The 26,259-nt window shown below is 53.0% G+C and carries 25 protein-coding genes; 13 read left to right on the top strand and 12 right to left on the bottom strand.

All coding sequences use genetic code 11. The annotated features are described in order from the left end of the window. Positions 1-58 precede the first annotated feature (58 nt). The 5 genes from GO984_RS16005 (at position 59) to GO984_RS15985 (ending at position 5,688) form a co-directional block, all read left to right on the top strand. Positions 59-1,198 (top strand): aminotransferase class I/II-fold pyridoxal phosphate-dependent enzyme, encoded by a 1,140-nt coding sequence (locus GO984_RS16005; RefSeq protein ID WP_157023627.1) that lies wholly within the window; start codon positions 59-61, stop codon positions 1,196-1,198. A 3-nt stretch (positions 1,199-1,201) separates the two neighbouring features. Beyond that, positions 1,202-1,819 carry a helix-turn-helix transcriptional regulator gene (locus tag GO984_RS16000; protein ID WP_157023626.1) on the top strand — a complete coding sequence of 206 codons (618 nt, stop codon included), beginning with the start codon at positions 1,202-1,204 and terminating at the stop codon, positions 1,817-1,819. After that, on the top strand, positions 1,816-2,970 hold the full coding sequence (gene argE, locus GO984_RS15995; RefSeq protein WP_157023625.1) for an acetylornithine deacetylase: 1,155 nt from the start codon (positions 1,816-1,818) through the stop codon (positions 2,968-2,970). Before GO984_RS16000 ends, argE begins: the two co-directional genes overlap by 4 nt. A gap of 10 nt (positions 2,971-2,980) precedes the next feature. Beyond that, positions 2,981-3,937, top strand: coding sequence for an ornithine cyclodeaminase family protein (locus GO984_RS15990; RefSeq protein WP_157023624.1), 957 nt, complete (start codon positions 2,981-2,983; stop codon positions 3,935-3,937). 539 nt (positions 3,938-4,476) lie between these two features. Further along, positions 4,477-5,688 carry a hypothetical protein gene (locus GO984_RS15985; protein ID WP_157023623.1) on the top strand — a complete coding sequence of 404 codons (1,212 nt, stop codon included), beginning with the start codon at positions 4,477-4,479 and terminating at the stop codon, positions 5,686-5,688. A gap of 408 nt (positions 5,689-6,096) precedes the next feature. Here GO984_RS15985 and GO984_RS15980 read toward each other — a convergent pair whose 3' ends face one another. Beyond that, complete coding sequence (locus tag GO984_RS15980) at positions 6,097-6,441, bottom strand: hypothetical protein (protein ID WP_245231144.1); 345 nt, start codon at positions 6,439-6,441, stop codon at positions 6,097-6,099. A gap of 293 nt (positions 6,442-6,734) precedes the next feature. Here GO984_RS15980 and GO984_RS15975 point away from each other — a divergent pair, with 293 nt between their 5' ends. Both GO984_RS15975 and GO984_RS15970 read left to right on the top strand, forming a co-directional pair. After that, positions 6,735-8,027, top strand: a complete 1,293-nt coding sequence (locus GO984_RS15975; RefSeq protein WP_157023622.1) for a sulfite oxidase — start codon at positions 6,735-6,737, stop codon at positions 8,025-8,027. A gap of 82 nt (positions 8,028-8,109) precedes the next feature. Then, positions 8,110-8,820 carry a c-type cytochrome gene (locus tag GO984_RS15970; RefSeq protein ID WP_157023621.1) on the top strand — a complete coding sequence of 237 codons (711 nt, stop codon included), beginning with the start codon at positions 8,110-8,112 and terminating at the stop codon, positions 8,818-8,820. Positions 8,821-8,913: 93 nt separating this feature from the next. On the opposite strand, the gene GO984_RS15965 is transcribed toward GO984_RS15970, so the two are convergent. The 4 genes from GO984_RS15965 to GO984_RS15950 all read right to left on the bottom strand — a co-directional run bounded on the left by GO984_RS15965 (position 8,914) and on the right by GO984_RS15950 (position 12,311). Then, positions 8,914-9,630 carry an anti-sigma factor family protein gene (locus tag GO984_RS15965; protein WP_157023620.1) on the bottom strand — a complete coding sequence of 239 codons (717 nt, stop codon included), beginning with the start codon at positions 9,628-9,630 and terminating at the stop codon, positions 8,914-8,916. Next, positions 9,627-10,130 (bottom strand): RNA polymerase sigma factor, encoded by a 504-nt coding sequence (locus tag GO984_RS15960; protein ID WP_157023619.1) that lies wholly within the window; start codon positions 10,128-10,130, stop codon positions 9,627-9,629. Before GO984_RS15960 ends, GO984_RS15965 begins: the two co-directional genes overlap by 4 nt. Positions 10,131-10,350: 220 nt before the next feature. Further along, positions 10,351-11,151, bottom strand: coding sequence for a carbon-nitrogen hydrolase family protein (locus tag GO984_RS15955; protein ID WP_157023618.1), 801 nt, complete (start codon positions 11,149-11,151; stop codon positions 10,351-10,353). Positions 11,152-11,153: 2 nt separating this feature from the next. Then, positions 11,154-12,311: a M24 family metallopeptidase gene (locus tag GO984_RS15950; protein WP_157023617.1), complete on the bottom strand. Its 1,158-nt coding sequence runs from the start codon at positions 12,309-12,311 to the stop codon at positions 11,154-11,156. A gap of 140 nt (positions 12,312-12,451) precedes the next feature. Here GO984_RS15950 and GO984_RS15945 point away from each other — a divergent pair, with 140 nt between their 5' ends. The 6 genes from GO984_RS15945 to GO984_RS15920 all read left to right on the top strand — a co-directional run bounded on the left by GO984_RS15945 (position 12,452) and on the right by GO984_RS15920 (position 18,545). Continuing rightward, on the top strand, positions 12,452-13,138 hold the full coding sequence (locus GO984_RS15945; RefSeq protein WP_157023616.1) for a GntR family transcriptional regulator: 687 nt from the start codon (positions 12,452-12,454) through the stop codon (positions 13,136-13,138). Positions 13,139-13,358: 220 nt separating this feature from the next. Then, positions 13,359-14,633, top strand: a complete 1,275-nt coding sequence (locus GO984_RS15940; protein ID WP_158979943.1) for an ABC transporter substrate-binding protein — start codon at positions 13,359-13,361, stop codon at positions 14,631-14,633. A gap of 56 nt (positions 14,634-14,689) precedes the next feature. After that, a complete protein-coding gene (locus GO984_RS15935; protein ID WP_157023614.1) occupies positions 14,690-15,892 on the top strand; it encodes an ABC transporter ATP-binding protein in 1,203 nt (400 codons plus the stop codon). Next, positions 15,889-16,776 (top strand): carbohydrate ABC transporter permease, encoded by an 888-nt coding sequence (locus GO984_RS15930; protein WP_138163568.1) that lies wholly within the window; start codon positions 15,889-15,891, stop codon positions 16,774-16,776. Before GO984_RS15935 ends, GO984_RS15930 begins: the two co-directional genes overlap by 4 nt. Further along, a complete protein-coding gene (locus GO984_RS15925) occupies positions 16,763-17,620 on the top strand; it encodes a carbohydrate ABC transporter permease (protein ID WP_157023613.1) in 858 nt (285 codons plus the stop codon). The genes GO984_RS15930 and GO984_RS15925 overlap by 14 nt, the downstream gene beginning before the upstream one ends. Positions 17,621-17,726: 106 nt before the next feature. Beyond that, positions 17,727-18,545 carry a metallophosphoesterase gene (locus GO984_RS15920; protein ID WP_157023612.1) on the top strand — a complete coding sequence of 273 codons (819 nt, stop codon included), beginning with the start codon at positions 17,727-17,729 and terminating at the stop codon, positions 18,543-18,545. Between the two features lie 183 nt (positions 18,546-18,728). Here the strand turns inward: GO984_RS15920 and GO984_RS15915 are convergent, their stop codons facing one another. Genes GO984_RS15915 through GO984_RS15885 form a run of 7 tightly spaced genes read right to left on the bottom strand, consistent with a single transcriptional unit; the run spans position 18,729 to position 26,257 of the window. Beyond that, positions 18,729-19,037, bottom strand: coding sequence for a Dabb family protein (locus GO984_RS15915; protein ID WP_157023611.1), 309 nt, complete (start codon positions 19,035-19,037; stop codon positions 18,729-18,731). A gap of 45 nt (positions 19,038-19,082) precedes the next feature. After that, a complete protein-coding gene (locus GO984_RS15910) occupies positions 19,083-20,090 on the bottom strand; it encodes a LacI family DNA-binding transcriptional regulator (RefSeq protein ID WP_157023610.1) in 1,008 nt (335 codons plus the stop codon). 10 nt (positions 20,091-20,100) lie between these two features. Beyond that, positions 20,101-21,261: a dihydrodipicolinate synthase family protein gene (locus tag GO984_RS15905; RefSeq protein ID WP_157023609.1), complete on the bottom strand. Its 1,161-nt coding sequence runs from the start codon at positions 21,259-21,261 to the stop codon at positions 20,101-20,103. A gap of 8 nt (positions 21,262-21,269) precedes the next feature. Further along, positions 21,270-22,853 (bottom strand): GMC family oxidoreductase, encoded by a 1,584-nt coding sequence (locus GO984_RS15900; RefSeq protein ID WP_157023608.1) that lies wholly within the window; start codon positions 22,851-22,853, stop codon positions 21,270-21,272. A gap of 10 nt (positions 22,854-22,863) precedes the next feature. After that, on the bottom strand, positions 22,864-23,622 hold the full coding sequence (locus GO984_RS15895; RefSeq protein ID WP_157023607.1) for a 3-ketoacyl-ACP reductase: 759 nt from the start codon (positions 23,620-23,622) through the stop codon (positions 22,864-22,866). Further along, positions 23,619-25,142, bottom strand: coding sequence for a GMC oxidoreductase (locus tag GO984_RS15890; RefSeq protein ID WP_157023606.1), 1,524 nt, complete (start codon positions 25,140-25,142; stop codon positions 23,619-23,621). Before GO984_RS15890 ends, GO984_RS15895 begins: the two co-directional genes overlap by 4 nt. Further along, positions 25,142-26,257, bottom strand: a complete 1,116-nt coding sequence (locus GO984_RS15885; RefSeq protein ID WP_157023605.1) for an ABC transporter ATP-binding protein — start codon at positions 26,255-26,257, stop codon at positions 25,142-25,144. Before GO984_RS15885 ends, GO984_RS15890 begins: the two co-directional genes overlap by 1 nt. Between the last annotated feature and the right edge of the window lie 2 nt (positions 26,258-26,259).

Below are 26,259 nucleotides of genomic sequence, written 5' to 3'. Positions count from 1 at the left end.
TTATACAATCGAGTCAACTTCAACAACTCTCTACCCCCGCTTATCGAAAGGTAATCCAATGTTCCGCGCAGATTTTCACCCCTTCAAGGTCGAGCAATTTCTGTCGGAGCTGGAACATGGGGTTACGTATAATTTTTCAGAAAGTGGCGTGCACCCAATTTCGTTTCAGGGGCTCGTGGACATGGCTGATATTGACCTGCCCGCACTAATGGCAACGCTGATCGATTATCCGCAAGTGAATGGGAAGCAGTCCCTGCGGGATACCATCTCTGGGTTTTACCCAGGTTCTTCGTCGGATGGGGTGATGGTTACGGTTGGCGCAACCGAGGCCAATACGCTGGTTGCCAACACGCTGCTGCAGCCTGGAGACAACGTCGTCTGCTTCCGGCCAACCTATGAACAGATTTCGGGCAATGCGGCCAACCTGGGCAATGAGGTACGCTGGGTTGATCTGGTTGAGGCCGACGGGTGGGCTATCGACAGCGCTGCGCTCGCCAAAGCCGTAGACAGTAAGACACGCATCATTCACGTGGTGAACCCAAACAATCCAACCGGGCGTATCCTGTCCAACAGCGACCGCCGCCAAATCACCGCAGCTGCTGACCGTGTGGGGGCATGGATTGTTGCAGACGAGGTTTATGCAGGCACTGAACGCGAAGGTGACGTTGAAACACCTTCGTTCTGGGGCAGCTATGATCGGGTTTTGATCGTCAATTCGACATCAAAGGCCTATGGTCTCCCGGGTTTGCGCCTTGGCTGGCTTGTCGGGCCGGAAGATGTCATCACCGAGTGTTGGCGGCGGCACGAGTATGCCTCGATCACCACATCGATGTTGTCAATGGAACTGGCAGACAAGGCCCTGTCGGAACCTACACGATCGAAACTGAAGTCCCGGGCAAAAACGCTGATCCGTACTGGCTTTGATGTTCTTACTGCGGAATTGGATCGCCACCCCGGTGTCTTCGATGTGGTGCCTCCGCAGGCATCGGCGATGTCTTTTGTTCGTTTCGATCTGCCAATTTCTTCAGAAGATTTCTGTATGCGTCTGCTGCGTGAGCGCGAGGTTCTGGTCATTCCTGGCTCGCGATTTGGCGTGGAAAATCATTTTCGCTTCAGCTCCGCCCTGCCCGAAGATTACTTGCGTGAGGGTCTCTCACGTCTCAATGGTCTGACAAGTGAAATTCTACAGGGACATTAAGTCATGACCAATCGTACCGCTCTTTTGGCCAATACCAAGACACTTGCTGAGGCGATCCCGCTGCTGATGGGGGACCGGGTTGAAGTCGTTGTTCACGACCTGCGAAGCGAGACAATCGCGCATATCGTCAATCCGTTTTCGCAGCGGAAATCTGGCGATCCATCGAACATGCAGGAAATTGATTTTCGCCCCAGCGACACGGTCATCGGCCCCTATGAAAAGGTAAATTGGGATGGCAATGTCATCCGCTCGATCAGTGTTGTGATGCGTGCTGAAAGTGGTGACGCTGAATTTGTGCTCTGTATTAACCACGATCAAGTGGACCTGCAGCAACTGCAACGGGCGGTCCGGGCTTTGCAGCCAGCCAGACTTTCCAGCTCCCAGCCCGAATCCCTGTTCCGCAATGACTGGCATGAACGGTTGAATGTCTTTGTCAGTGATTGGTGTGTGCAAAATGGGCATCGCGTTGATGAGCTGGATCGTACAGCGCGACGTGATTTACTCGGCGCTCTTGAAACTTCGGGGGCATTGTCCGAACGCAACGCAGCCTCATACGTCGCGCGCCTTTTGGGAGTTAGCCGCGCCACCATATACAACGATCTAAAGGCAAATACCGGATGACAGATGACCTAACGCACAGCCTTTCTGTGCTCTCAAAGCTGATTGGATTTCCAACCGTCTCCGATCAATCGAATGTGGATCTCATCCACTACATCATGGCCTACCTCGATGAATTCGATGTCAAATATCACATCTTTCCTGACAGTTCTGCGACCAAGCTGGGCTTGATTGCGCAGATTGGGCCGAATGCAGAAGGCGGCACTATTCTGTCAGGCCATACAGATGTCGTTCCGATCGCCGGTCAGGTCTGGAGCAGTGACCCTTGGATCCTGACAGAGCGGGATGGGCGATTCTACGGTCGCGGGACCTGCGATATGAAAGGGTTTGTGGCATTGGCGCTCGCGGCTGTCCCGCGGTTTGCGTCGGCCCCTCTGGCGCGCCCTATCCAGCTGGCGTTTTCATTTGATGAGGAAGTCGGTTGTCTTGGCACTGCCCCCTTATTGACCGCGCTTGAAACACATTTCCCCAAGGCTGAAACCGTAATCGTGGGGGAGCCCACTTCAATGTCCGTGGTCACCGGCCACAAGGGCGGCTTGGGGCTTGTGACCCGATTACATGGCAAAGCGGCCCATTCTTCCAGGCCTGACTTGGGCTCTTCGGCCATTTCACACGCCGACCCGCTGATCCAGTGGCACAACGCCAGACAGGAAAAAGCACGTATGAGTTCCTCCGCCAGTGGGTTTGTTCCTCCTTATTCAACGGTTCAGGTTGGCACTATCAAGGGCGGGGTGGCGTTAAATACAGTGCCTGATCTTTGTGTCTTCGAAAGCGATATACGCTATATGCCACACGAGACTGCCAGCGATTGGGTCGATGAGTACCGGGCGTTAGTCGGGTCTGTTGAAGAGGCGATGCGCACCGAATGCGACGATGCGCGCATTGAGCTGGAGGTGACTGAAGACATCCCGGCCATGCTGCCTGAACCTTCTGGCGCGGCTGAGGTGTTGGCCCGTCAGTTAACCGGCGACAATTCGGACAATTGTGTTTCCTACCAGACTGAGGCGGGTCATTTTCAGGCGGCGGGCTATTCCACGGTTGTTTGTGGACCGGGGAGTATTGAGCAGGCTCACGGACCAGATGAATTCATCTCTGCCAACCAATTAAGACAGGGTCAGGCCTTTATGGAACGTTTGATCACAGCCCTTTGCTGAAAGAAAAAACATGCGCAAGAATACCCCTACCATTCTGAATGCCGACCAAGTTGCAGGCCTAATCGGGAAACTTGATCTCGCGACCGAGCTGCGCGGAATGTTTGCTGAATTGGGTCAAAAACAAGCAATTCAACCAGCCCAAACAGTAACGCTGTTTCCCGAAGACCGCGGTGACTTCATCACCTATTTGGGCGCGCAGGGGCAATCAGGTGTGTTTGGAGCAAAACTGTCTCCCTATTTGGTGACCGAGGGTAAACCAATCATCACCGCTTGGACATTATTGCTGTCGATGGAAACCGGTGAACCACTTTTGTTGTGTGATTCAGGACAGCTGACGACAGAACGGACTGCGGGCACCACTGCTCTGGCGGTCGATTTACTGGCAAGCCCAAAGGCGGCGAGCCTTGCGATCATTGGTTCCGGGAGCGTGGCGCAGGCACACTACCGCCATGTTATGGACCTGCGAGAATGGGACACGGTCAGGATCTACTCGCCCGGCCTTGGCTCTGACACCGCGAGGCAAAACCAATGGCGCGACCTATGTAAGGATGTTGTTTTTGTGGACTCTGCAGAGGCGGCAGCAACTAATGCGGATGTTGTCATGCTGTGCACCTCTTGTGGCAGGCCGGTCATTGCCAACAGTGCCATTGGCCCCAACACGCTTGTCACCTCGATCAGCACAAATGTTGCCCAGGCACATGAGGTCAATCCTGACTGGCTTTCTGCCGCGCAGGTCTATTGCGACTATCGCGCCACCACCCCAAATGTCGCCGGGGAAATGGTTCTTGCAGCGCAGGACCACGGCTGGAATCCTGATGAAATTCGGGGGGATCTGGCTGAACTGACCAATGACCTGGCTCCCAAACCCGAAAAGGGTAAGCCGAGTTTCTTTCGTTCAGTGGGGTTAGGTCTGGAAGATATTGCCGCCGCGCAGGCTGTTCTGCGTTGCCTTGAAGGTGCGAACTAGGCCGGTTCTGATCAAAACCATAGGAAGCCAGAGGCGGACAACTTGCCGCCCGCCTCTGACAGCGAACTCTCCGGTCTATGGAACCTCTTACCCCTGTGGGATGAGGCTAAAGTTTCCCAAATTTATAGCTTCTGGCTGTCCCGGATGATGCGGGCCCTCTCCCTGCATTGTCCACATCCGCTTGAGCCAAAAAATTTAGTGTGAAAACGCAAATTTGGTGACGCCCTTGTCCTTTTTGGTGTTTAGCTAATGAAAAACTGTGGCCTAAAATATCTAAATTAGACAAGCTGTATGATGACTGGATTTACCTGCACACCACATTTCCGTTGATGATCTGCATAATTTTTTGTGGGCAGATCGAAATTCTAAAGGAGACGGCCCGGGCTGGCATCACCCCACGACCTGAGACTAAGGGGTCCACCGCAAGAGTTGTCACACACGGTATGTTTCATACAGCCGGATATGGTTACTCAGAAAATTGTTGAACGACGTTCAAGAATGTGCAATTAGTCTAGTGAACGACGTTCATGGAGGTTGCGATGATTGTTTTAGCTGATACAGATGCGCTGGTGGCTGACGCCATTATTCCCCAAGCTGCACAAGCGGAAATAGAACTCCGGTCGCGCAAGTTAATGGTGGCAATGGCTCTCAACGCTATTTTGTGCTTTGGTATATTGTCGGCAACTGGCGGATTTATCTTCTGGCTGGCATCGGCGCTGTCGGTGGCAATTGTGGGCCTGTTGTTTCTTGGGATCGGCGGTTTAATCCTGCGGGCGGACCATTCAGATTTCACGTTTTTTGGCAACGCCTCAGCCCTGATAGGGGCTGGGATGTTGATCGGCGGCGCTGGCATAGAGCTGATAGACAAATATTCGGACATCGCTGGCTGGATTATGGTACCTGCCGGAGCATTGGTGGCTGCTCTGTGTGTCTTTGCCTTGAACAAGCAAAAGAAAACCGGGCGCTTTGTTGCTGGGTCAATCCTGTTGATGGGGCTGGCGCTTCACTTGATCGGACTTGGCTTTCTACTTAACCAATCCGAGATTGACGGAGCTCTGATTTCCATTTTCTATCTCTATGCAACATTGGCGATCGCAGGCGCGGGCTGGTTCATCGATGTTCGTCTAATTACAGCATTGGCCATCGTGCCTTTTGCTCAGGCGCTGGACACCAGCACCTTTTATTTCCATGCGGCATATGTATTCTATTCGCCAGAATCGACACTCTCCATTTTGCAGATGTTGCTGCTTGTGTTTGTACTGCTGTTTGTAGCGCGCACTCGATCCGATCAACTGTCCAGACATGCGATGACCTTGGCAGTAATGGCCTTCATTATTGCCAATCTTTGTGCGCTTGTTGGCAGTTTGTGGGGCGACTATTTGGGCGAAACACTGTGGGGAACCAGCAGATACGAAGATTGGGACAGCAGCACCTATAGCAGTTGGTACGATGCTCGCGACGCTTTTCGCGAAACCGCAATGTTCATCTCGGCCAATATGTATTCCGTACTCTGGGCGATTGGACTGGCAGGGGCGATCAGTTGGTTTGCCCATTCGAACCAGCGCGGATTGTTCAACACGGCTGTTACTTTTGCCTGTATCCACGCGTACACACAGGCCCTGGAAAGTTTCCATGACGAACCATTGGCCTATGTGATTGGTGGGCTGGCTGCAATTCCACTCGCCTGGGGGCTGTGGCGTCTGGACAGCTGGCTAACAGCGCGCCAATTGACCCAGGCAGACCATCTGTGATCAATGACACAGGGGGCCTCAAACTGTGGGTTCAACAGATGCTACTTCTCCTTTGCTGCCCGGAATGGACTGCAAGGTGCACCAATAGTCGCGGTACAGTGGTCGCTCCAACAGAATTCATTCCAAGGCTCAAAAACTCGATCATTGGGACGCCCCCATCATTGGCCGGATGTCACGCCAATATCACGACATGGTGCAGCTGATTTCCCATAAAGCCAATTCGCGCACTTGGTAGCTTTGCTAAACTAGAAACGTTGCGATTGGTGCTAAATACGTGGCTCACCATTGTTCAGCGCCGAAATTAAGCAGGGATGTGAAAGATGGCCATCGGAGAGGCACCAAGTAGATCCGAAAGATGTTGGGACTGAACCTGTTCATTGGAATGGTAGCCCCAGCGCTGATTAAGCATCACCGGTTGTAGTCGATCCATTTCGACATCAGTTTACGATCGCGGATGCATTCATCGGGAACGGTGCGCCGCTTCATTCTCGCGATACGCTCGGCAAAAGCCACCTGTTTCGATGAAGCATAGTTTTCAAACTTACCGCCCTTTGGGGTATCTTTGTTCTCACTGATCCAAACCGACAGAGCATGGCGATCTTGCTGAACGTCCGATGGTAGGGTTTTCCCGGTTCGCTTAGCAATCGCGAGCGCAAATTGGGTTTGTTTTTCTGTAACAGGCAACAGGTGGTAATCATTGGACGACGAGCCCATTGGAGTTGTTCTGGGAACGTATACGGCAGTGTCTTGCATCAGAGTTCTCCCAATAGCGTTCATACAAACTAGAACAAAAAGAGAACAAATACAAGAGCCCATCCCATTTGGCCATTTGAACGGGTTCTCACTAGGCAAAACGGGATGGGGGTGGCCAGGTTCGCCGTCATCGCAACAGGTGCCGACAAGACTGACTGGGGAACTATTCAACAGAAGGTTAGTCAAAAATGAGAATTATTTTTTGCCAAGGGAATAAACCAGCCGCCCCCCCCGTTTCTCTCATGCGACCTGAAACAAATTACTGACAGGTTTAAAGCCAAAGGGAGGAAAGAATGGCCGAGATCGACCAGAAAACTGACACTCACAGTGTCACTACCGAAGAAACCGGAATTACCCGCAGTGAAGACGCTGGCCAGGTACAAAGCCCAAGCCGCCGTGGCTTTCTGACACGCACTGGCCTTGCAACTGTTGCTGCCATGGTCGGAACATCCATTCCATTCAGTAAAAACCTGCCTATCGGTTTTGTTCCTGCTGCAATGGCTGGTGAAAATGTGCTGGCGGGCAAAGATGGCCTGACACTGCTGAATGACCGTCCGGTGAATGCTGAAACACCACCGCACCTGCTGGATGATGCGATTACGCCCACCAACCGTCACTTTGTCCGTAACAACGGTATTCCGCCCGAGGAAATGGACGCAGAATCCTGGACCCTGACCATCGACGGTTTCGTAGATAAGCCAATGACTCTGACCATTGCTGACTTGAAAGAAAAGTTTGAGGTCGTCACCAAGGCGCTGACACTGGAATGTGGCGGCAACGGTCGTTCGGCATTTGAGCCGCCTGCCAAAGGCAACCAGTGGACTCTGGGTGCGATTGCCTGTTCCGAGTGGACTGGTGTGCGTCTAAAGGAGGTTTTGGAGGCCGCTGGCGTTCAGTCCAACGTGGTCTACACCGCGCATTACAGTGCTGACAGCCACCTGTCAGGTGATCCTGCCAAACTGCCAATCTCGCGCGGGATGCCTATCTCCAAGGCGATGACGGACGAAATTCTGATCGCGTTCGAAATGAATGGTGCGGAATTGCACCCGCTGAACGGCGCACCGCTGCGTCTGGTCGTTCCAGGCTGGCCCGCCTCGACCGCTCAGAAATGGCTGAACCGGATCGAGCTGCGTGACGTTGTTCATGATGGTCCGAAGATGACCGGCAAAGCCTACCGCGTGCCAAACCGTCCGGTTGCGCCTGGTGAAAAGGTCGAGACCGAGGATTTTGTGATCATCGAGCGTATGCCGGTGAAATCGCTGGTGACCTTCCCAGCCAATGGCGCCGAGGTCGGCATGGAAACCGAAGTACGTGGTCACGCATGGTCAGGTGATCGGACAGTTGAAAAACTGGAAATCTCAACCGACTTTGGCACCACTTGGCAGACCGCTGAACTGGACGCACCTGTGAACTCGGGCGCCTGGCACAACTGGCGTGCGAACGTCAAATTTGATCAGGCCGGTTACTATGAAGTCTGGGCCCGTGCCACCGACAGCAATGGCGAAGCTCAGCCATTTGCCATCAATTGGAACCCCAAAGGCTACCTGAACAACACTATGCACCGGGTTGGTCTGCGCGTCAGCTAATCCAAGTGAACAGGGGCGGCGCGGTTGTGTCGCCCCATCACCGTGACCTTCTATCCATTCTCTCAAATACCTGGAGACATACATGCGTTTGTCCAAACTCGGCGGGTTTGCCCTGTCCACCGTTCTGTTGATCCCGTCTTTGTCTGTTGCAGAGTCTGCAATTGACCTGTTGCCGACTGCTGATTTGGCCAAGGGTGAAAAAGCATTCAAGAAATGTAAGGCCTGCCACACAGTTGACGAAGGCGGCAAAAAGAAAACCGGGCCGAACTTGTTTGGGATTGTTGGCGCGCCGGTGGCCGCAACGGATGGCTTCAAGTACTCCAAAGCGATGGTCGTCTACGGTGGGGAATGGAGCGCCGAACGATTGGATGCGTTCCTGACCAAACCCAAGGCCGAGATCAAAGGCACCAAGATGAGTTTTTCTGGTCTTAAGAAGGCCAAGGACCGTGCCAACCTAATCGCTTACCTGAATAGTCAGTCTGCTTCTCCACTGGTGTTTGGTGGCGCTGAAGCCGCTGATGCTGGCGAAGAGGCTGAGGAAGAATACGAATTCGGCATCTTGTTCGACGCTCCGGGTGTTGAAGAGACATACTACGCCTGTTCAGCCTGCCATTCGGAGATGATCGTTGCTCAGCAGGGGCTGACACGCGATGGCTGGGAAGAGCTGTTCGAATGGATGGTCGAAGATCAGGGCGCTGCGGAAATTGATGAACCAGATCGTACAATCATTCTGGATTACCTGACCGCGCACTACGGAGAAGACCGCCCCAATTTTCCGGGTAAAACAAACTAAAATCTGCCGTCTGCCGTCTGCAGTCCAGCTCCTGATTTTGAATGTTACCCTTCAAACCCCTCGTATGCGCTGGGTTTGGAGGGAGTTTTTTTGTTAAGCCTTTTGGCACGGGGTTGCAGCATCAGTTGCCATTTTCATGGCCAGTACTGTGGCTGGCTGGAAATTTGAGCGGGTTGCCTGTTGGACGAAGTCGGAAACAGCTTCGAACCGGCGTTGATCCATTCCGGTTGCAACTATCGTGTAGCTTCCCGAAACGGTGCTCCATTGGCTGATCCAATCGCTGTTGGGTGCTGGATGGTCAGACCCGAGCGGTCCCGACAATATTGTCAGACGGCAATTGTTGCGGCCAGAATAATGCGCAACGATCTGGTCTTTGGGCAGCTGTCGCTGTTCAACCAGATACAGGTTAGCCAACTCAAGATCTGGAATGCCCGTTAGGTCGTGATAGCCCACCTGCGTCGGCAAGTTGTTGAGTTCATAAGCTTTCAACAAAAATGATTGGTGCCATTCCGTCGGTGTCTTCTCCCCGGTGGGCCTAAACAGAAACGTCCCTGCCAAAATGAACACCACAGTAATCGAAGCGCATAACGCCATTGGACGCCAGTTTGTGTTCGCAGGCGCCAGAACAGTTGGCTGCTCTGGTTTTAGCCCCGCCAACGCGCCAGACACCATACGGATTTCTTCCAGCATTTTCTGCAATGCAGGTTCCTGCGGCAGTCGCGCCTCTATTTCAGTGCGCTGCGCTGACGTTACCTCGCCATCGCTATAGGCGCTCATCAGATCCCAGTCACGGTCCATAGCGTCATTCATGTTTGTCGGTCCTTTTCGCTACTTATGCCATCACTGTTCATCGCAACGACCAATGCGCGCCGTGCCCTACTGATGCGGCTCATGACGGTTCCATGCGGCACATCCATAACTTCGGCTGCCTCTGAATATTTCAGTCCCATTACATCCACCAGAAACAACACCTCACGCATCGGTGCCGCGAGTTTTTGGAACGTCATGCGAACCAGTACGTCGTTGGCATGGTCTGTGCTTTGCGCAAGATCAACTAATAAACGGCTCTGCGAGCGCGAATATTCCATACGCACCCGTTTTTTCCGCAAGCCGTCCAGATTTAAGTTGCGGATGACGCGGAACATCCATGGGCGCAGATCATCCAAATTTGCCGGATAGGAATTCGCGCGAAGTGTTCGTTCAACGGCATCCTGCACAAGATCTTCAGCTTCATCTCGGTTGGTTGCAACAGCCATTGCATAGGCGCGCAGTTCCGGAAGAAGAATTTCAATGTGGGACAAGGAGGCCATTTCTTTTTATCAGCTCAGCGGTAGGTTCAGTCAAACAACGCGTGATGATCTACCACTTTGCACAACAAACAGGTGGTTTTGTAACGTGAAACGGCTGCTAAGTCACCTTTGTTTCGCTGGATCTCTGGATGTCTCAGGCAAGGTTTTTTCTAAACGTAGCCAACGCCCGCGTTGCGCCTATTTTGTCAGGATCGGGGGGCAGTCCAATGGAAACGTCAAGCTAACAACCATAAATGTTTGCCCCAAACATTTCTTGGTCCCTTAGATAGGGGAGCCGATTTTGAGCATCAGCAACTTTGTCTAACTGCAATTGGCCGTAGATAATCTCGGGCTGATCCCCAGCGCGTGCAAGTTCCTGACCGTCTGGAGTGGCAATGAAGCTCTGTCCCAGGAATGCCATACCGTTTTCATTCCCAGCACTGTTGGCATATGCGAGGTAGACCCCATTTTCGTAGGCACGGGTTGGGATCATTTGTTGGGCTACCCATCCCCATTGTGCGCCAAGGGCCGTTGGCACCAAAATGAGTTCTGCCCCCAAAGAGGCCAGATGTCGCGCTGTTTCGGGGAACTCGGCATCATAGCAGATTAGCGTGCCTATTTGCACGCCGAGGTAAGTGAACAGAGTGCAGCCCTGACCCGGAGTGAAGTGATCACGTTCAAACCCGGGAGGAAAGACCAGTTTGCGATGCCCGCCTAGTCGCGAACCATCCGGCCCAAAGCATTGCGCTGCATTGTAAACCAAGTCTCCCTTGCGCTCGGGAAAACCATAGTGGATGGCGATTCCATGTGCCGCAGCGAGAGCTGCAATAGCCTGAGCAATGGGCCCATCAGAAGGTTCCGCGAGCGCGAGAATCTGATCGCCACGATTATAACCTGTGGCGAAAAGCTCAGGAAGGACCAGAAGATCAGCACCCCTTGCGGCAACTGTCGGTAGGGCCGTCCCAAGCCACTCCAGCCGCTTTTGTGTAGTAGGTAGATCCGCAGGAGATTGCCCAACGGCAAGGTGGAATGTGCGCCCCATCTTCAGCTGTCCGTAACCAGCAGAGTGCGCGGGTAATCGGTAAGGTAGTCAAACCCGGTTTCCGTCACCACAACCGAGTCACCGATGCGCCCTGCAGTGACCCCCTCGATGGAGATACCCCCGTCCACGGCAAAGGTCATCCCTGGCTGCAGGACTGTGGTGTCGCCGGTTTTTAGCTCTGGCGCCTCCAGATAGGCTACTCCGATGGATCGCCCAGTGCGATACCCTGTTTCATAGCCACGTTCAGCATAGATGTCGTTGGCAGCAGCAGCGACTTCTTGTGCTTCGACGCCGGGGCGGATGGTTGCAATGGCGGCTTGTTGGGCATCAATGGCGGCCTCTTGCACACGTGCGGCGGCATCTTCCACCTCGCCAATATGGAACATCCGATCAAACCCTAATTTGTATTGTTTGAATTGTGCCAAGTTGCAAAAGCAGAAATACACCGGATCGGCGCGTTGATACCGACGAACCGATGCGCGACGATGTACCATGGACGTGTCCTTGCCGCTTTGCATGATCTGTAGGTTATGGATCATCGGCGAAATGAAGCGTTCCCATCCTTTATCGGTCAAGAAAGTTGCCGCTTTGCGAGAACCCGCTTCGATCACCGCCAGCGCGCTTTCATATTCCTGTGCGCCCGCCCGTAAGCTGAGATGTGCCGCGGCCATCATTGCTCCGGCAATCTGACCAGCCTCCTTCATCACTTGGATTTCGAACGGCGACTTGATCATCCGCATAACGCCTAGAACGGGTGAAATATCTTTGATTGGGACGCCCGGATAGGTCTCGTCTAGATGATTGCGCACGATGGCAGGAATACAGCGTCGTTCGACCCAGATCTCATCTGGCTTGTTGCCCAAAACTTCGGCTAGCGCCCGCCCCCATGTGCGCTGGCCACTATCTTCCCATGTCCGCACGTCCTCGACCCATGTCATGGCACTGACCATTTCGCTTTCCATCAACGGAGTGATAACAACGGGGGCTTCTTTGGCATCTATTACCAACATGGACGGTCGACCAAATTCGATGCCCAGATATCCCCAGAACCCAGCCAGATAAGCAATTGAGCTTTCGTCGGTAAACACGGCGCGTTGAATACCCAAATCCAACATGCGGGCCTGAAGAGTGACAGTGCGGGTTCTGGCTTCATCGAGCATAGCAGGAATCCTGTGATGGTGATGTAACGCTTGTCATAAATGCCTAGGCTGTATGCAGCTGTCGAGTCAATAGTGTCTAGAACGCAGATATTGCACGCTGTTGTCACATGGTGTATGCAGGTTGAGCTAGGGAGAGACATATGAGCTTCGCCAAACGCGACGACGAAACAGAACCGAAAAGCACAGTGGAGACCATCCAGACCGAGATATTACAGCGCATCTGTTTTCTGGATTATCAGCCCGGGTATCAGTTGAAAGAGGCGGAACTGGCGGCCGAGTTTTGTGTTAGCCGCACACCTGTGCGAGATGCGATCAGCCGGATCAACCATCTCGGGCTAGTCGAAACGCGAAATGGTGTCGGGACGGTGGTGGTGGCGCTGTCCGCAGCACAGATACGCCATGTCTATGACATGCGGTTGGAACTGGCCAAAATGATTGGCACAGAGTCTCCGCGAGAGATTACCCGAAGTGACTGCGAACGTGGGCGAGATTTGCTCAATGCGGCCCACGCATTGCTCCTCGATTTTGCCCCCCGACGCTATGTCGAAATTAATCACCACCTGCATGGCCTGATCGCTGATTTGATCGGCAACAGTGCGCTGCAATCGTTTTGGTGGCAGACATATTATCAAGCAGCAAGCACATGGTATCAGGTAAGTCTTCAGATGGGTACTGAGGTGGCACAAGCACTGGTGGCGGAATTAGAGGATATCAACAGGGCGTTGGAGCATGGTGATATCGCCGCCATTGGATTTATCCAACGTACCCATATCGGATATGGCTACCAGCGGATTAATCACCATTTGCTTTCACCCGAGGCGAAGTAGCTAAGACATGTGAATTGAACTCACCACGCTAGGGGTAGCCGTATACGTTGTGATGTGACGGAATGGTTATGCCGTGCGGGGATTTAGTTTCGCATCACTAGGAGTTTTTGCGAAATTTTTGTGAACTCAGCGGCGCGTGATGCGTTCGTTACATAGGCCATCCATTCAGAGGAAGTCTCAATTCAGACGCACTCGCATCTTACTCCGAATGGAATACATAATGTTCTACAAAGTATCGGCCACGGCTCTGGCTTTGAGTTTGTCAGGTCTAGCTGCTGAGGCCAAAGTGACCATCACTTGCTTGACAAATGCTGGCCATCTGACCCGCCAGCACGAGCCGCTGATGAAAGAATTTAACGCAATGCAGGACGAGATCGAAGTCGTCTATGCAGCGCCTGCCAAAAACTACGGCGACACACATTTGCGTCTATTCCGTGGCTCGGCGACCAACACCCTGCCCGATTGCGCATTTGAGGCGTACAATCAGTTGCCGTCCCTGGCACGGGCCCTGGCTGAACGTGGTCAAATCGTCAATCTGGATGAGATGATGGCTGCCGAAGGCAGCGATTTCAAGGACGGAAACTACACAGATCAGATGCTGAACCTTGGCCGCGTGGACGGCGTTCAGTATGGTATGCCGTTCAATGCTTCGGTGATCCAGTGGTACTATAATGCTGATCTGTTCCGTCAAGCCGGGCTAGACCCCGACAAATTCCCAACCGACTGGGATGGCTTCTTTGACGCAACACAGAAAATCGACGCATTGGGTGACGACATCGATCCGATGTTCATGTGGTTGATCAATGGCGACGATTGGGGCTTTCAGACGCTGATCCTGCAACAGGGTGGCCAAATGATGTCTGATGACGGTCAGTCCATCGCGTTCAACGAAAACGACTATCACATCGAAGCCATGAAGATGGCCCGTCGTTTGGTGGTTGAAGGTGGTGCACGTACCGATCAGGACCGGGCAACTCAATTCACCGCCTTTACCGAAGGCCGTATGGGCATGTGGGGGCTGTCCCCTGCTGGCGCGCGTAGTGCAGCAGAGCGGGTTGGCGATGCATTTGAACTGCGCTCAGCACCGTTTACTGTCTGGAATGATGCCGACGGCAAGCTGCCGACTGGCGGGAACGCGGCCATCATAACCGCTTCCGACCCGGAAAAACAGGCGGCGGCTTGGGAGTACATCAAGTTCCTGACCGGTGCCCGCGGTCAGCAGGTTACTGCAGAAATCACCGGGTATCTTCCCACTAACAAAGGGACCCTTGGCACTGATTATATGGGCGAATTTTATGCTCAGAACCCATATTATGCGACGCCAATCAAACAGTATGACCGGGCTGGCCCCTGGTCCGGTTACCCGGGCACACAGTCTGAGAAAATTTGGCGCGATCAGGCATCCACAATCCGCGCTGTTATGGAAGGCGAGGTTACACCTGAAGAGGGTGCCGCCAAGCTTGTCGAAATCGCTGAAAAACTGATGAAGCGATAAATTTGAATGGCAGGCAGGTTCCCCCTGTCTGCCATTCAACAAGTTCGGGTGCAAAAATGGCGCGACTAACTCTCAAAAATATCGGCAAATCCTTCGGTAAAACCGAAGTTTTAAAGAACATTTCGCTCGACGTGGAAGATGGCGAGTTTTTGTCGCTTGTTGGCCAGTCGGGCTGCGGAAAATCAACGCTTTTGCGGATCATATCAGGGCTTGAAGCCCCAAGTCGGGGCGAAATTCTGATAGACGGTCAGGTGGTTACCGAACAGTCTCCAAAACAGCGAAACATCGCGATGGTGTTTCAGGACTACGCACTTTACCCTCATATGAGCGTGGCTGAAAATATGGCAATGCCGCTGATCATGTCGCAACTGCCGCTACATGCCAGATTGCCCCTAGTGCGCCATGTGGCCCCGTCGGCGCGACGCGCAAAACCCAGCATGGCAACACAGGTTGAAACTGTCGCCAAACAACTGCGCATCGATCATTTATTGACCCGTAAACCTGCACAGCTTTCTGGTGGTCAACGGCAGCGTGTCGCGCTGGGTCGGGCGCTGGTCCGTAATCCGGGTATCTTCTTGATGGACGAACCGCTGTCAAACCTTGATGCAAAACTGCGCGTTGAAGTACGCCGCGAAATCTCTGAACTTCACCACAGTTCCGGCCTTACCTTTGTCTATGTGACTCATGATCAGACCGAGGCAATGACTATGTCTGACCGTGTGGCGCTGATGCAGGGTGGAGAAGTGTTGCAGGTTGCTGCACCAAATACGCTCTATACCAATCCGGTTTCGGTAGACGTTGCGCGGTTTATTGGTTCGCCGCAAATCAATATCCTGCCGGTCCAATCACGCCCTGACGGGTTATTTCTGGGCGACTTCAATCTGCATTTGGAAACTATCGGTAAGGTGTCTGACCTGCAACTTGGCTTACGGCCCGAAGCGTTGTCATTTCGTGGCGTTGCCGGGCTACAACTACAGCCGATAAAACCCGGTTCAATTCATTTGCCTTTTCAAAAACGTATGGTTGAGGATCTGGGACCTGAAATCCTGATCCATGGATGTTTTGAAGCCGATCCAGAAATTGAGATACGCGTCCGGGCGCAAAAGAACACCGATTATGGGAAAACAGATCAATTTGCAGGAACACATAAACTGCAGGTCGCAATCGATCCCACGCAATTGCTGCTGTTCAATGCTCATGGGTTACGTATTCAACCCACACCTCATATGGCACAGAGCCTTGGCGAGGTTGTCACATGAGTTTGGGAACGAAGAAACGGGCCCAGACCCGGTTGGCCTATATGTTGGTTTTACCCGCTACTTTGCTAATCCTTGGGATATACATTTTGCCAATCCTAACGGTGTTCGGGATCAGTTTTACCGACTATTCTCTCGTCAGTAACTATTATGAATTCGTCGGCCTGGAAAATTACCGGCACATGTTGGCGGATGAGGCCTTTGGCAACGCGATAGTGAATACGCTGATCTATGCCAGTCTGTTCCTGCCAAGCTCGTTCATAATCAGTCTTTTCCTGGCTATAGCCATTCAGGAGCGCAAGCAGTTCCGCTCTATCCTTGAAGTGCTGTATTTCCTGCCCGTGACGTCCACGCTTGCCGCCATGGCATTAGTGTGGGCTGCGCTGATGGACAGCAATCAGGGTGTCATCAACCATTGGGCCGGGGCAGTTGGTCTGGGGCCGTTTAACTGGCTGGGGTCGGAAACCATGGTCCTGTTTTCCATGGCGCTGATTTCACTGTGGAGCGTTATTGGCTTCAATATGGTGCTGTTTTTGGCAGGCCTAACGGCCATTCCGTCCAGCCTATATGAGGCCGCCGCAATTGATGGGGCTGATCATCCGGTCGATAGGTTTTTTCGAGTGACTTGGCCCATGTTAGGGCCGACGTCGATGTTTGTCGCAGTCACCAGCTCAATCACTGCATTTAAGCTCTTTGATACAGTGGCCATCCTCACCCAGGGTGGTCCCAACAGATCAAGTGAAGTCTTCCTCTATCTCACGTTCCTCGAAGGATTTGAGTACTTCAACATGGGGTATTCAGCAGCGCTGTCGCTTGTTTTTCTCGGGATCATCTTCCTCTTTGCGCTGGTTCAGGCGCTGTTTGTGGATCGCAATGTCCAGTATTAGCCTTTCCCTGCGCTCCTACGCGCCCCGCTCTGTTTGGTCGCTCATCGGAACGTTGTTTTTGTTCCTTGGTGCTTGGGTGATGGTGTTTCCTTTCATCTGGATGGTGTCGTCCAGTTTGAAACCCACCGACGAGGTCTACGACGCCAATTTTTCAATCATTCCACGCACATTCAAAGGGTTTGAAAACTACTATGAAGTTCTGTTCAATCAGCCCTATCTGATCTACCTGATGAACAGCTTTCTTGTTTGCTGCGGCATCTTGATCGTTCAATTGCTCACGGCTGTGCCTGCGGCCTATGCCTTAGCCAAGCTCAAGTTTCGGGGCAGTTCCATTTTGTTTGGGACAGTGATCGCCGCCTTGACGATTCCGATCAATGTGACCTCAATCCCAATCTATGTGGCGCTCGCGAAAACGGGGCTGCTGGATACTTATCTGGCGATGATGTTGCCGTTTTTCATTTCAGTTTTTGCGATCTTTCTGTTCCGTCAGTTTTTCCGCGGTTTCCCCGACAGCATCATTGATGCGGCTCGTGTTGACGGGTTCTCTGAAATGGAGATCATATTGCGCCTTGTCCTGCCGTCAGCCGTGCCCGCTATCGCAGCGTTTTCTGTCTTTAGTTTTGTCGCTCATTGGAATGATTTGTACTGGCCACTGATTGTGGTCACAAGCCAGGACAAGATGACGGCGACACTTTCGATGATGCAATATCAGTCGGATTTCGACACTGATTATGGCCGCACCTTTGCCTCGGCCACTGTAGTCACCGCCCCCATGGTCATCGCGTTTTTGTTTGCCCGTCGCCTGTTTATCCGCGGCATCACGATGACAGGGGTAAAGGGATGATCTTAGAGCTCTTTGCTGTCGTTAATGCTGGCCTTCCCCACAAAACACACCGCGCATCTGACCGACGCCCGTCGTCAAATACATCCATTTTTCGGAGACCTGTCCCTTGTTGAAATTCATTGTCTTGTCCGATCTTCACATCGTGCCAGAAGGTAAGCTATCCCACGGGCTTTGCACCACTGATCGGTTTCTCCAGTCGATTGCCTATGTGAACGAAAACCATGCTGATGCCGATTTTGTCGTCATTGCTGGTGACATAGCAGATCACGGCGAAAAAGCAGCCTATGAACGGTTTCGCGAGTCCCTGGCGGATCTAAAGCCCAAGACCTACCTGACGCTCGGCAACCATGATGACAGGGCAGTGTTTTTGGACGTTTTTCCGGGATCTACGGATGAAACAGGCAGCGTCAATCACGTTATTGATCGTCATGGCCACCGTGTTATCGTGTTGGATAGCAATGACCCAGATGTTGGCCACGCAGGGTTGATTGATCAGGCACAACTAAACTGGCTGGCTGCACGTCTGGACGAAGCGAAGGACCGCCCAGTCATACTCGTTTTGCACCACAACATTACCAAGCTACATGTCCAGACAGATTTCATTATCTTGCGTGAGAACGAGGCTTTTGCAGAGGTGGTAGCTAGCCATCCAGACATCCGTCAGGTCATTTGCGGTCACGTTCACATGACCACTTCAGGCAGTTTCCGTGGTATTCCGTTTTGTACCCTGGCCGGGGGGCACTACAGTATTGAACCGACACTGGAAAGTCTCTCGGGTCCGATCCCAAACCGTGTGCCGCGGCGTGAAGGTCCGGGCCAACTGGCAGTCGTTCTAGCGGACAGCGACAGTACAGTTGTTCATATGGAAAACTTTCTCGACCGACATTTGGTTATGCCGCGGGACCTTTTTAGATGGGAGGAGTGATGTTGCGCCTTTTGGTGCGGCGGAAAAGACCGCTGAACCCCTTCGGGTAGTGCCAGGTTACCAGAATGCGCAACGACCCGAGGTCGCAATTGAAAGGTGGTCCAACTAACTTGCTACGCCAGCAAGGTTTTCGCTGCCTTTTTGAAGACCATCAGGATTGCTCGTAAAGGGTTTTGCGCAATATCAGGTTTCTAGATCAAATACATTGATGCCCTCTGCTCCCCCGGTGCAGGCAGCGACCAATTTGGCCCCCATTTCAACATGTGTGCTGTGCGCTTCATAAGCCAGATGTGCGGCTCGATCTCGAAAAGTCACGATAAACCCGTAGTCAAAATCAGGCGTTTTCATTTCAAAATCTAGATTGGGGCCAAACGTCATGTCAGTCATTCCGTCGACGACACCGACCAGACCGGTCAATCCCGTCATGATGTCCTTTTTCTCGTCTTCAGAGACATTGTTTTTGAAGTTGAGAAAGACGCAGTGCTTTAGCATGAATTCACCTAGGTAATTTGAAATGAGAGTGTGTTCTGTCTTCTTTTAGGCCTTTGAACTGGATGCCCGAACAACCAGATCAACCGGATAGCGTACCTGCGCTTTTGGCTGCTTATCTTCTTCAACCCAATTCAAGAGGATGTCTGCGGTTTGCTGCCCGAATGTTTTGACATCACACCGCACAGAACTGAGCTGTGGAAAACATTGAGAAGCTTCTTCTATGTCATCGAATCCCACGATTCCGATGTCCGCACCAACTTTTACACCGGCTTGGGCAAACCCCGCCAACATGCCTAAGGCTACAAGATCGTTGAATGTCACTATGCCTTTGATATCAGGTCTGTCCTGCGTAATCTTAAGGGCGGTTTCATACCCAAAGCGACGGTTGGCTTTTCCGTGAAATGAAACCGGGTCTAACCCAGCCTCGCCCATTTTACGGAGATAACCGCTTTTACGTTCGATGGTGATATCATGCGTTTCGATACCCCCTACAAAGGCAACATTGTTTCCCCAATTTTTCAGCAGGTGCTCAGTCGCGAGAATGCCACCGGAATCGTAATCCATTGAAAATAAGGGAAAAGATACAGTATCAAACCCAGTTGATCGTAGAACCTGTACGGTTGGAATACCAGCCTGTTGGATGTCCTTGAAAGGTGCAACTTCGCCGCCATAGGCGGGCGCGATCATTAGGGCCGATACGCCATGCTCAATCATGGAGGCAATCAACTGTTCCTGAAGCGCAGGGTCTTCGTCGGAGTTGCCAATTGAAGTAGCGAACCCCCGTTCAGCAAGTTTCATCTGAACCGACACGGCGAGTTCGGTGTAATATGGGTTGCGTAGATCATTGATGATCAAACCTACCAAGCCCGCGCCTGCTCCGCGCAGGTTGGCCGCTGCACGGTTGTAGACGTAGCGCGTGTCCTTGATTGCCTGATGTACAAGCGCCCGGGTTTCCTCTTTGACCGAAGAACTATTCTGCAAAACAAGCGAGACCGTTGATTTTGAAACGCCAGCAGCCTTGGCAACATCAATGATTGTTGGTCTCTTGCTCATGCTAAGCTCCTCAGGAAATGCCGTGTAGTGCGAGTAACACACCCATCCTGTGCTGAGCCAGTTCTGGTTGTGACAACAAGCGGGCGCTATCCGCAAGCCTGAACACTTCGGCGTAGTGAACAATCTCACGCGAAGACTGGAACCCATTGGGCATCACAAAATGTTCCTGCGCACCGTTTAGCCACGCAAGAAAGGCAATTCCCGCTTTGTAAAACTGTGTTGGGGACTTGAAAATTTCTCGTGACAAGGGAACCGTTGGCCCCAGTAACGCATGATAGGTTTGAATGTCGCCTTCAGCCATTGCCTCCAGCGCCTGGCTCGCTGCTGGGGCAATTGCCGCAAAGATCCCTAAAAGCGCATGCGAATATCGCGTGCCATCCCCTTCGATCAGGGCCGCATAGTTGAAATCGTCACCAGTATAAAGACGAACACCATCTGGTAGACGGGCCCGAAAGGCTTCCTCGCGAGATTGCTCCAACAAAGAGATTTTGATGCCGTCAATCTTGTCAGCGTGGGTGTTGATGATGTCCAAAACCGAGTCTGCGGCCCTGTTCAGGTCGTCAGCCCCCCAATAGCCTTTTAAGGCCTGATCGAACATATCACCGAGCCAGTGCAAAATGACAGGCGACGAAGCTTGTTCGATTAATCGACCATAGACCCGCGCATAAACCTCTGGATCACCGCGCAAGGCGGCCATAGCGCGGCTTGCCATGATTATTATCTGGCCGCCGGCCGCTTCGATGGCCTCCATCTGTTCAGTGTAGGCGGCAATGATGGCGTCTTCGCTGCTCAGATCGGCGATATCGAACTGATCCGCACCTGCACCGCAGGCGACCCGAGGTTTAAGGGGATGCGCCTTGGCTTCTACCATGGTTCGCTCGATCAGCTCTTTAGCGGTGAGCCAGTCTACCCCCATGCCCCGTTGGGCCGTGTCCATTGCCTCGGCCAAGCCAAGCCCCTGATCCCACAGCGTATGCCGAAACCGCAAAGTATTGTCCCAGTCCACAGCAGGGCGGCCGACCCATGGATCCCGGTCTTGCATTGGGTCCGAAACCACATGTGCTGCGGCAAATGCTGTGCGTGTCAAAGCAGTACGAGGGGCACGCGGCTGTAATGGATCATTTGACATTCTGAACTCTTCCAGAGTGCCTTGGTAAGTGGGAAGCAGCATTTCGGACCTCACGATGCGTAGTCGGCGCGGATCAAGTCGGCTGCTTTTTCAGCGATCATGATAGTCGGCGCGTTGGTGTTGGAAGAAATCAATCTGGGCATAATGGAGGCATCGCAAACGCGCAGGCCCTCTATGCCGCGCAGTTTCAGTCGCGGATCCACCACGGATGTTTCGTCTCCGCCCATTCGACAGGTACCTGCCGGGTGGTGATCGGTTTTGGAGTTGGCGCAGGCAAAGTGGATGTATTCTTCGTCTGTTGTGACGTCTGGCCCAGGCAGGACCTCCCGTTTCACAAAAGGCTTCAAGGCATCCTGTTTCATGATTTCCTGTGCAAGCTTCAGACCCTTGATCGACATTTCGCGGTCATGAGGATCGGCCCAATAGTTAGGGTCTAACAAAGGTGCTGCCGCTGGATCAGAGGAGGCCAACCTGACTGTCCCACGAGAGCGAGGCCGTAGGTAGGCTGAGTTCAGCGTCACCCCTGCCCCCATCTTCTCGACCCCGGCTTCGATGCCAGATCCAAGCCCAAGGTGGAACTGAATATCCGGCGATCGCGCACCTTCCTCAGCGTACCAAAAGCCGCCGGTTTCAAACAGGCTGGAGGCAACCGGGCCGCGTTTGGTCAGCAGATATTGAAGCCCGGCTACTGCCGACCAATGTGGTTTAGCGTATTTGTCATAGGTATGATCGCCGGTGCATTCAGAGATGGTGAACAGGTCCAGGTGATCCTGCAGGTTCGACCCAACTTCGGGTTGGTCCAGCTTGGTTTGAATACCAACCGATTGCAGGTGGTCTGCGGGCCCGACCCCGGAAAGTTGTAGCAATTTGGGCGAGCCAATCGCGCCGGACGACACAATAACTTCACTCTCAGCGTAGACGACTTCTGATCCTTCAAGTTCTACCCCAACGGCGCGACCCTTATCGATGACAATACGTGTGACTTGCGCGCCTGTACGAATGGTCAGATTTGGGCGACCCATGGCTGGTTTCAAAAAAGCTACTGAAGCTGATGATCTTCGTGCGTTGCGTTGGGTTAACTGGTAAAATCCGACGCCATCCTGGCTTTCACCTGTCATATCTCGATTGCGTGGAATGCCAATTTGACCAGCCGCATCAAAATAAGCGTCGCAAATGGGCAATGGAGCCCGTGGCTGGCTGACCCCTAATGGACCACCTTTACCGTGATAGGTATTGTCAAAGGAGTCGTTGTCTTCGGACTTGCGGAAGTATGGAAGAATGTCGTCGTATCCCCAGCCATTACATCCAAGCTGTCGCCACTCGTCATAATCAATCCGGTTGCCGCGGGTGTAGATCTGGGCGTTGACGGTTGACCCACCGCCCAACACTTTGGCCTGCGTATAGTTGATAACCATGTTGTTCATGTGTTTCTGGGGCACGGTTTGGTAGCCCCACGACCCAATCCCCTTGGTCATTTTTGCAAAGCCAGCGGGCATTTTGTACAGTGGGTTCCAATCGGATCCACCGCTTTCCAACAGAAGAACTCGAGCGGACGACTCTTCGCTCAGCCTTGCCGCCAAAACGCACCCGGCCGAACCACCGCCGACGATGATAAAATCATAACCTTTGGACATGTTTATTCCTTCACAACCGGTGGATGGACAGACCGCCATCAACTGGAATGACAGCTCCGTTTGCGAACTGCATTTGACCACTAACAAGCGGAGAAACGACCGACCCGATATCAGCGGGTTGCCCCCAGCGTGCGGCAGGCACCAATCCCGCTTCAATCCGACTGGTGTATTTGTCTTTCACACCGGCAGTCATTCCGGTTTCTATAATGCCCGGACGCAGCTCAAATACGCCAATACCTTCACTTGCCAGTCGCGCCGCAAATAATTGGGCCATCATCCCTGCACCTGCTTTTGAGATGCAGTATTCTGCGCGTTCAACCGACACCATGTCGGCGCTGACGGAGGTAACAAAGATGATTGAGCGGTAGGCGTCGCTGGGCGCATTGATCATGCGCCGAGCAACGGACTGCGCCAGAAAAAAGGCGCCACGAAGATTGATATCCAGAGTGAAATCCCAGTTTTCGGGCAACATGTCTAACATATCGCCGCGCACCCGCGCCGGTACGCCTGCGTTGCTAATCAGGCTATCAATCTCACCCTGTTGGGTTTTGATCCGGTCCAGCAAGTTGGGCACCGCATCGGTGTCGCGCAGGTCATGCTGGTAATAGCTGGCTGCATCGCCAAGTTCCGTCAGAGCATCCTGGACGGCGGGACTATCCTCTGAGGACGACGACGCCAGCGCGACCTGCCATCCTTGTGCAACCAAAACACGGGCGATGCCAAGACCAATACCGGTCTGACCTCCTGTGATCAAAGCTAAGCTGCTCATGCTGCCAGAACCTTTCTATTGATATAGTCACCAACCCGAAGCGCCTGCGCCGCTATTGTCAGAGCGGGGTTGACCGCAGCAGAAGTCGGCAAGAAACCTGCATCCACCACGTAGAGATTTTTGTGATCATGGGTCCGGCAATACAGGTCCAAAACACTGTTGCTTGGATCCGCGCCGAACCGTGTCGTACCGCATTGATGTGATGGCGTTTGCCGATCAAAAGCCCGCGAAATTACAACGGGCGACCCGGCTTTGCGAAGCACCGATTTAGCCTTACGAACCAACGCTTGATGGGCTTCCCAATTTGTTCTTTTCCAATCCAGAACAATGCGGTCCCCCTTTAAAGAGACACGGCTATCCCGGTTGGGGAGGTCCTCGCTCATCGCGTACCAATCAACGGAACGCGCCGCGATCTGGCGGGCCGCCCATACCGGTAGGCCTGTCTGTGCAGCTAGGATTTCGCCCGAGATTTTTCCCAGAAGCTGAACATTGCCAAGCGGCTTATTCATGGGACCGCCTGACAGATAGAAATCGTTGAATTGCAGGGTCTTCTGGTAAACAGCTGTGTTTCTACGCCAAGGGTGCAATGCCAAAACGGCTGAACAGTTGTGGTTCATAAAGTGACGGCCGACATTGTCAGACCCGTTGGCCAGCCCAGTTGGGTGATCATTATTTACTGACCGCAGCAAGAGCGCAGCGGAGTTCACAGCCCCCGCGGACAGAATACAAATCCCTACCTCCAACCGTTTGTGTCGGGCAGTGCTGGATGTTCCTGTGTCCGTTTGAGTGAACTCAACAAAATTAACGTGACCACTTGCCCCGGTTCCCAGCCGTGTCACCTTTGCCCCGGAAATCAATGTGACGTTTGTAAAGGTCAGTGCCTTGGCAAGAGCCGTGTTTTCGGCATCTTTCTTTGCCCCTGTGGTATCTGGAAAGGCATCCCAGGGGGTGTGTGCACGTGCCTGCCAGGCTTTGTGATCAACCGCCAGAGGGAGCGATGACGGGGTTACCCCTGCTTTTACCAGTTGGTCACGCAGGGCAAAAATTGTTGATTCATCCGGAACCGGTGGAAAATTGTAATCACCAGTATGTGAGGGTTCGGTTGGATCTTGCCTTGCATCCCCACGGACCTCAAACAGCTCTTCTGCCTTTTGGTACCAGGGTTCCATTTCATCATATGAAATTGGCCAAGCCGGAGAGACACCGCCGAGATGTTGCATCGCGCCAAAATCCTCGCGCCGATACCGCAGCATGACCGCGCCGAAGAATTTGGAATTCCCACCAACGTAGTAGTAATTACCCGGATTGAAACCTTGGCCCGACCCATCAAGCCATTCCTCGGCAGGGCGGAACACACCATCGCGAAAAATGGCGCGATCGCAGCGTGCGGCATCGCTGTCAGTTAAACGCGGACCACGTTCAAGGATCACAATCGACCGACCCGAGGGCGCGAGGGCCAAAGCTGTGGTCGCCCCCCCGATCCCAGATCCGATGATCACGATATCCGCCCGCTGCGTCATCAGACGATCCGGTCTTCAGTCTCAGGATCAAACGCGACAACTTTGTCCATATTGATAGTGAAATCTACATCCTCACCCGGCGCGACCTGCACATCCGCTCGCATACGAGCGTTGCAGTCTTGGCCACCAAATTCGGTCATTACAAAGGTATCCGAACCGGCCGGTTCCATGACAATGACCCGGTTCTTTACAGTCACCAGATTGACAGCTTTGCTGTCCGCCCCGTCTGGATCAGTGAGTGCCTCAGCCCTCAGTCCAAGCGTAATGGTGCGGCCGACGTAGTCCTTCAGCCCGGTCGGAGGCGCAGCAAAGGGCAATTTGATCGTTTCACCCAGTCCATTTGTGGTCTCTGCAACCAGCCCGCCGTTCTCCTCCAGAATTTTCACAGGGATCAGGTTCATCGAAGGTGAGCCCATAAAAGTCGCTACAAACAGGTTGGCCGGCGTGTCATAGATCTCTTTTGGCGTACCAAGCTGCTGAATAAAGCCGCCATTCATCACCGCGATACGGGTCGACAGCGTCATCGCCTCAATCTGATCATGGGTCACATAGACAATTGTGGTTCCCAGTTTCTGATGCAGCTTTTTGATCTCGGTGCGCATATCAACACGCAGTTTGGCGTCGAGGTTTGAAAGTGGTTCATCAAACAGGAACACATCGGGGTTTCGCACCAATGCCCGCCCCATCGCGACCCGCTGACGTTGCCCGCCCGATAGCTGGCCGGGCTTGCGATCAAGCAGAGGTTCGATTTGCAACAGTTTGGCCACATCGCGCAGTGCCGTTTCGCGCTCAGCTTTGGGCACCTTGTGCATTTCCAGACCAAAAGTGATGTTCTTGGCAACACTCATATTGGGGTAGAGCGCATAGGATTGGAACACCATGGCAATATCCCGGTTCGACGGATGCACACCGTTCATGGATTTACCCTTGATCGAAATCGTGCCCGACGTGATGTCTTCCAACCCGGCTATCATATTCAACAGGGTGGACTTGCCACAGCCCGAGGGGCCAACCAGAACCAGGAATTCCCCTTCTTGCACATCAATATCAACCCTGTGCAGCACCTCAACGGAGCCGTAGGATTTGGTTGCGTTGTCGATTGTCAGGAAGCTCATAG

Source organism: Parasedimentitalea huanghaiensis (genome assembly GCF_009753675.1).
GTDB lineage: Bacteria > Pseudomonadota > Alphaproteobacteria > Rhodobacterales > Rhodobacteraceae > Parasedimentitalea > Parasedimentitalea huanghaiensis.
Note: the sequence above shows the minus strand (reverse complement) of the source record. Positions and strands in the feature narration are given on the sequence as shown.

Bases quoted from the DNA above. Each gene is read 5' to 3' on its own strand.
- GO984_RS15925 (WP_157023613.1), top strand. From the start codon at position 16,763: ATGTCCAGTATTAGCCTTTCCCTGCGCTCCTACGCGCCCCGCTCTGTT.
- GO984_RS15915 (WP_157023611.1), bottom strand. From the start codon at position 19,037: ATGCTAAAGCACTGCGTCTTTCTCAACTTCAAAAACAATGTCTCTGAA.
- GO984_RS15975 (WP_157023622.1), top strand. From the start codon at position 6,735: ATGGCCGAGATCGACCAGAAAACTGACACTCACAGTGTCACTACCGAA.
- GO984_RS15935 (WP_157023614.1), top strand. From the start codon at position 14,690: ATGGCGCGACTAACTCTCAAAAATATCGGCAAATCCTTCGGTAAAACC.
- GO984_RS15885 (WP_157023605.1), bottom strand. From the start codon at position 26,257: ATGAGCTTCCTGACAATCGACAACGCAACCAAATCCTACGGCTCCGTT.
- GO984_RS15895 (WP_157023607.1), bottom strand. From the start codon at position 23,622: ATGAGCAGCTTAGCTTTGATCACAGGAGGTCAGACCGGTATTGGTCTT.
- GO984_RS15930 (WP_138163568.1), top strand. From the start codon at position 15,889: ATGAGTTTGGGAACGAAGAAACGGGCCCAGACCCGGTTGGCCTATATG.
- GO984_RS15955 (WP_157023618.1), bottom strand. From the start codon at position 11,151: ATGGGGCGCACATTCCACCTTGCCGTTGGGCAATCTCCTGCGGATCTA.
- GO984_RS15990 (WP_157023624.1), top strand. From the start codon at position 2,981: ATGCGCAAGAATACCCCTACCATTCTGAATGCCGACCAAGTTGCAGGC.
- GO984_RS15985 (WP_157023623.1), top strand. From the start codon at position 4,477: ATGATTGTTTTAGCTGATACAGATGCGCTGGTGGCTGACGCCATTATT.
- GO984_RS15905 (WP_157023609.1), bottom strand. From the start codon at position 21,261: ATGCTGCTTCCCACTTACCAAGGCACTCTGGAAGAGTTCAGAATGTCA.
- argE (WP_157023625.1), top strand. From the start codon at position 1,816: ATGACAGATGACCTAACGCACAGCCTTTCTGTGCTCTCAAAGCTGATT.
- GO984_RS15940 (WP_158979943.1), top strand. From the start codon at position 13,359: ATGTTCTACAAAGTATCGGCCACGGCTCTGGCTTTGAGTTTGTCAGGT.
- GO984_RS15980 (WP_245231144.1), bottom strand. From the start codon at position 6,441: ATGCAAGACACTGCCGTATACGTTCCCAGAACAACTCCAATGGGCTCG.
- GO984_RS15965 (WP_157023620.1), bottom strand. From the start codon at position 9,630: ATGAATGACGCTATGGACCGTGACTGGGATCTGATGAGCGCCTATAGC.
- GO984_RS15900 (WP_157023608.1), bottom strand. From the start codon at position 22,853: ATGTCCAAAGGTTATGATTTTATCATCGTCGGCGGTGGTTCGGCCGGG.
- GO984_RS16005 (WP_157023627.1), top strand. From the start codon at position 59: ATGTTCCGCGCAGATTTTCACCCCTTCAAGGTCGAGCAATTTCTGTCG.
- GO984_RS16000 (WP_157023626.1), top strand. From the start codon at position 1,202: ATGACCAATCGTACCGCTCTTTTGGCCAATACCAAGACACTTGCTGAG.
- GO984_RS15945 (WP_157023616.1), top strand. From the start codon at position 12,452: ATGAGCTTCGCCAAACGCGACGACGAAACAGAACCGAAAAGCACAGTG.
- GO984_RS15910 (WP_157023610.1), bottom strand. From the start codon at position 20,090: ATGAGCAAGAGACCAACAATCATTGATGTTGCCAAGGCTGCTGGCGTT.
- GO984_RS15960 (WP_157023619.1), bottom strand. From the start codon at position 10,130: ATGGCCTCCTTGTCCCACATTGAAATTCTTCTTCCGGAACTGCGCGCC.
- GO984_RS15970 (WP_157023621.1), top strand. From the start codon at position 8,110: ATGCGTTTGTCCAAACTCGGCGGGTTTGCCCTGTCCACCGTTCTGTTG.
- GO984_RS15950 (WP_157023617.1), bottom strand. From the start codon at position 12,311: ATGCTCGATGAAGCCAGAACCCGCACTGTCACTCTTCAGGCCCGCATG.
- GO984_RS15890 (WP_157023606.1), bottom strand. From the start codon at position 25,142: ATGACGCAGCGGGCGGATATCGTGATCATCGGATCTGGGATCGGGGGG.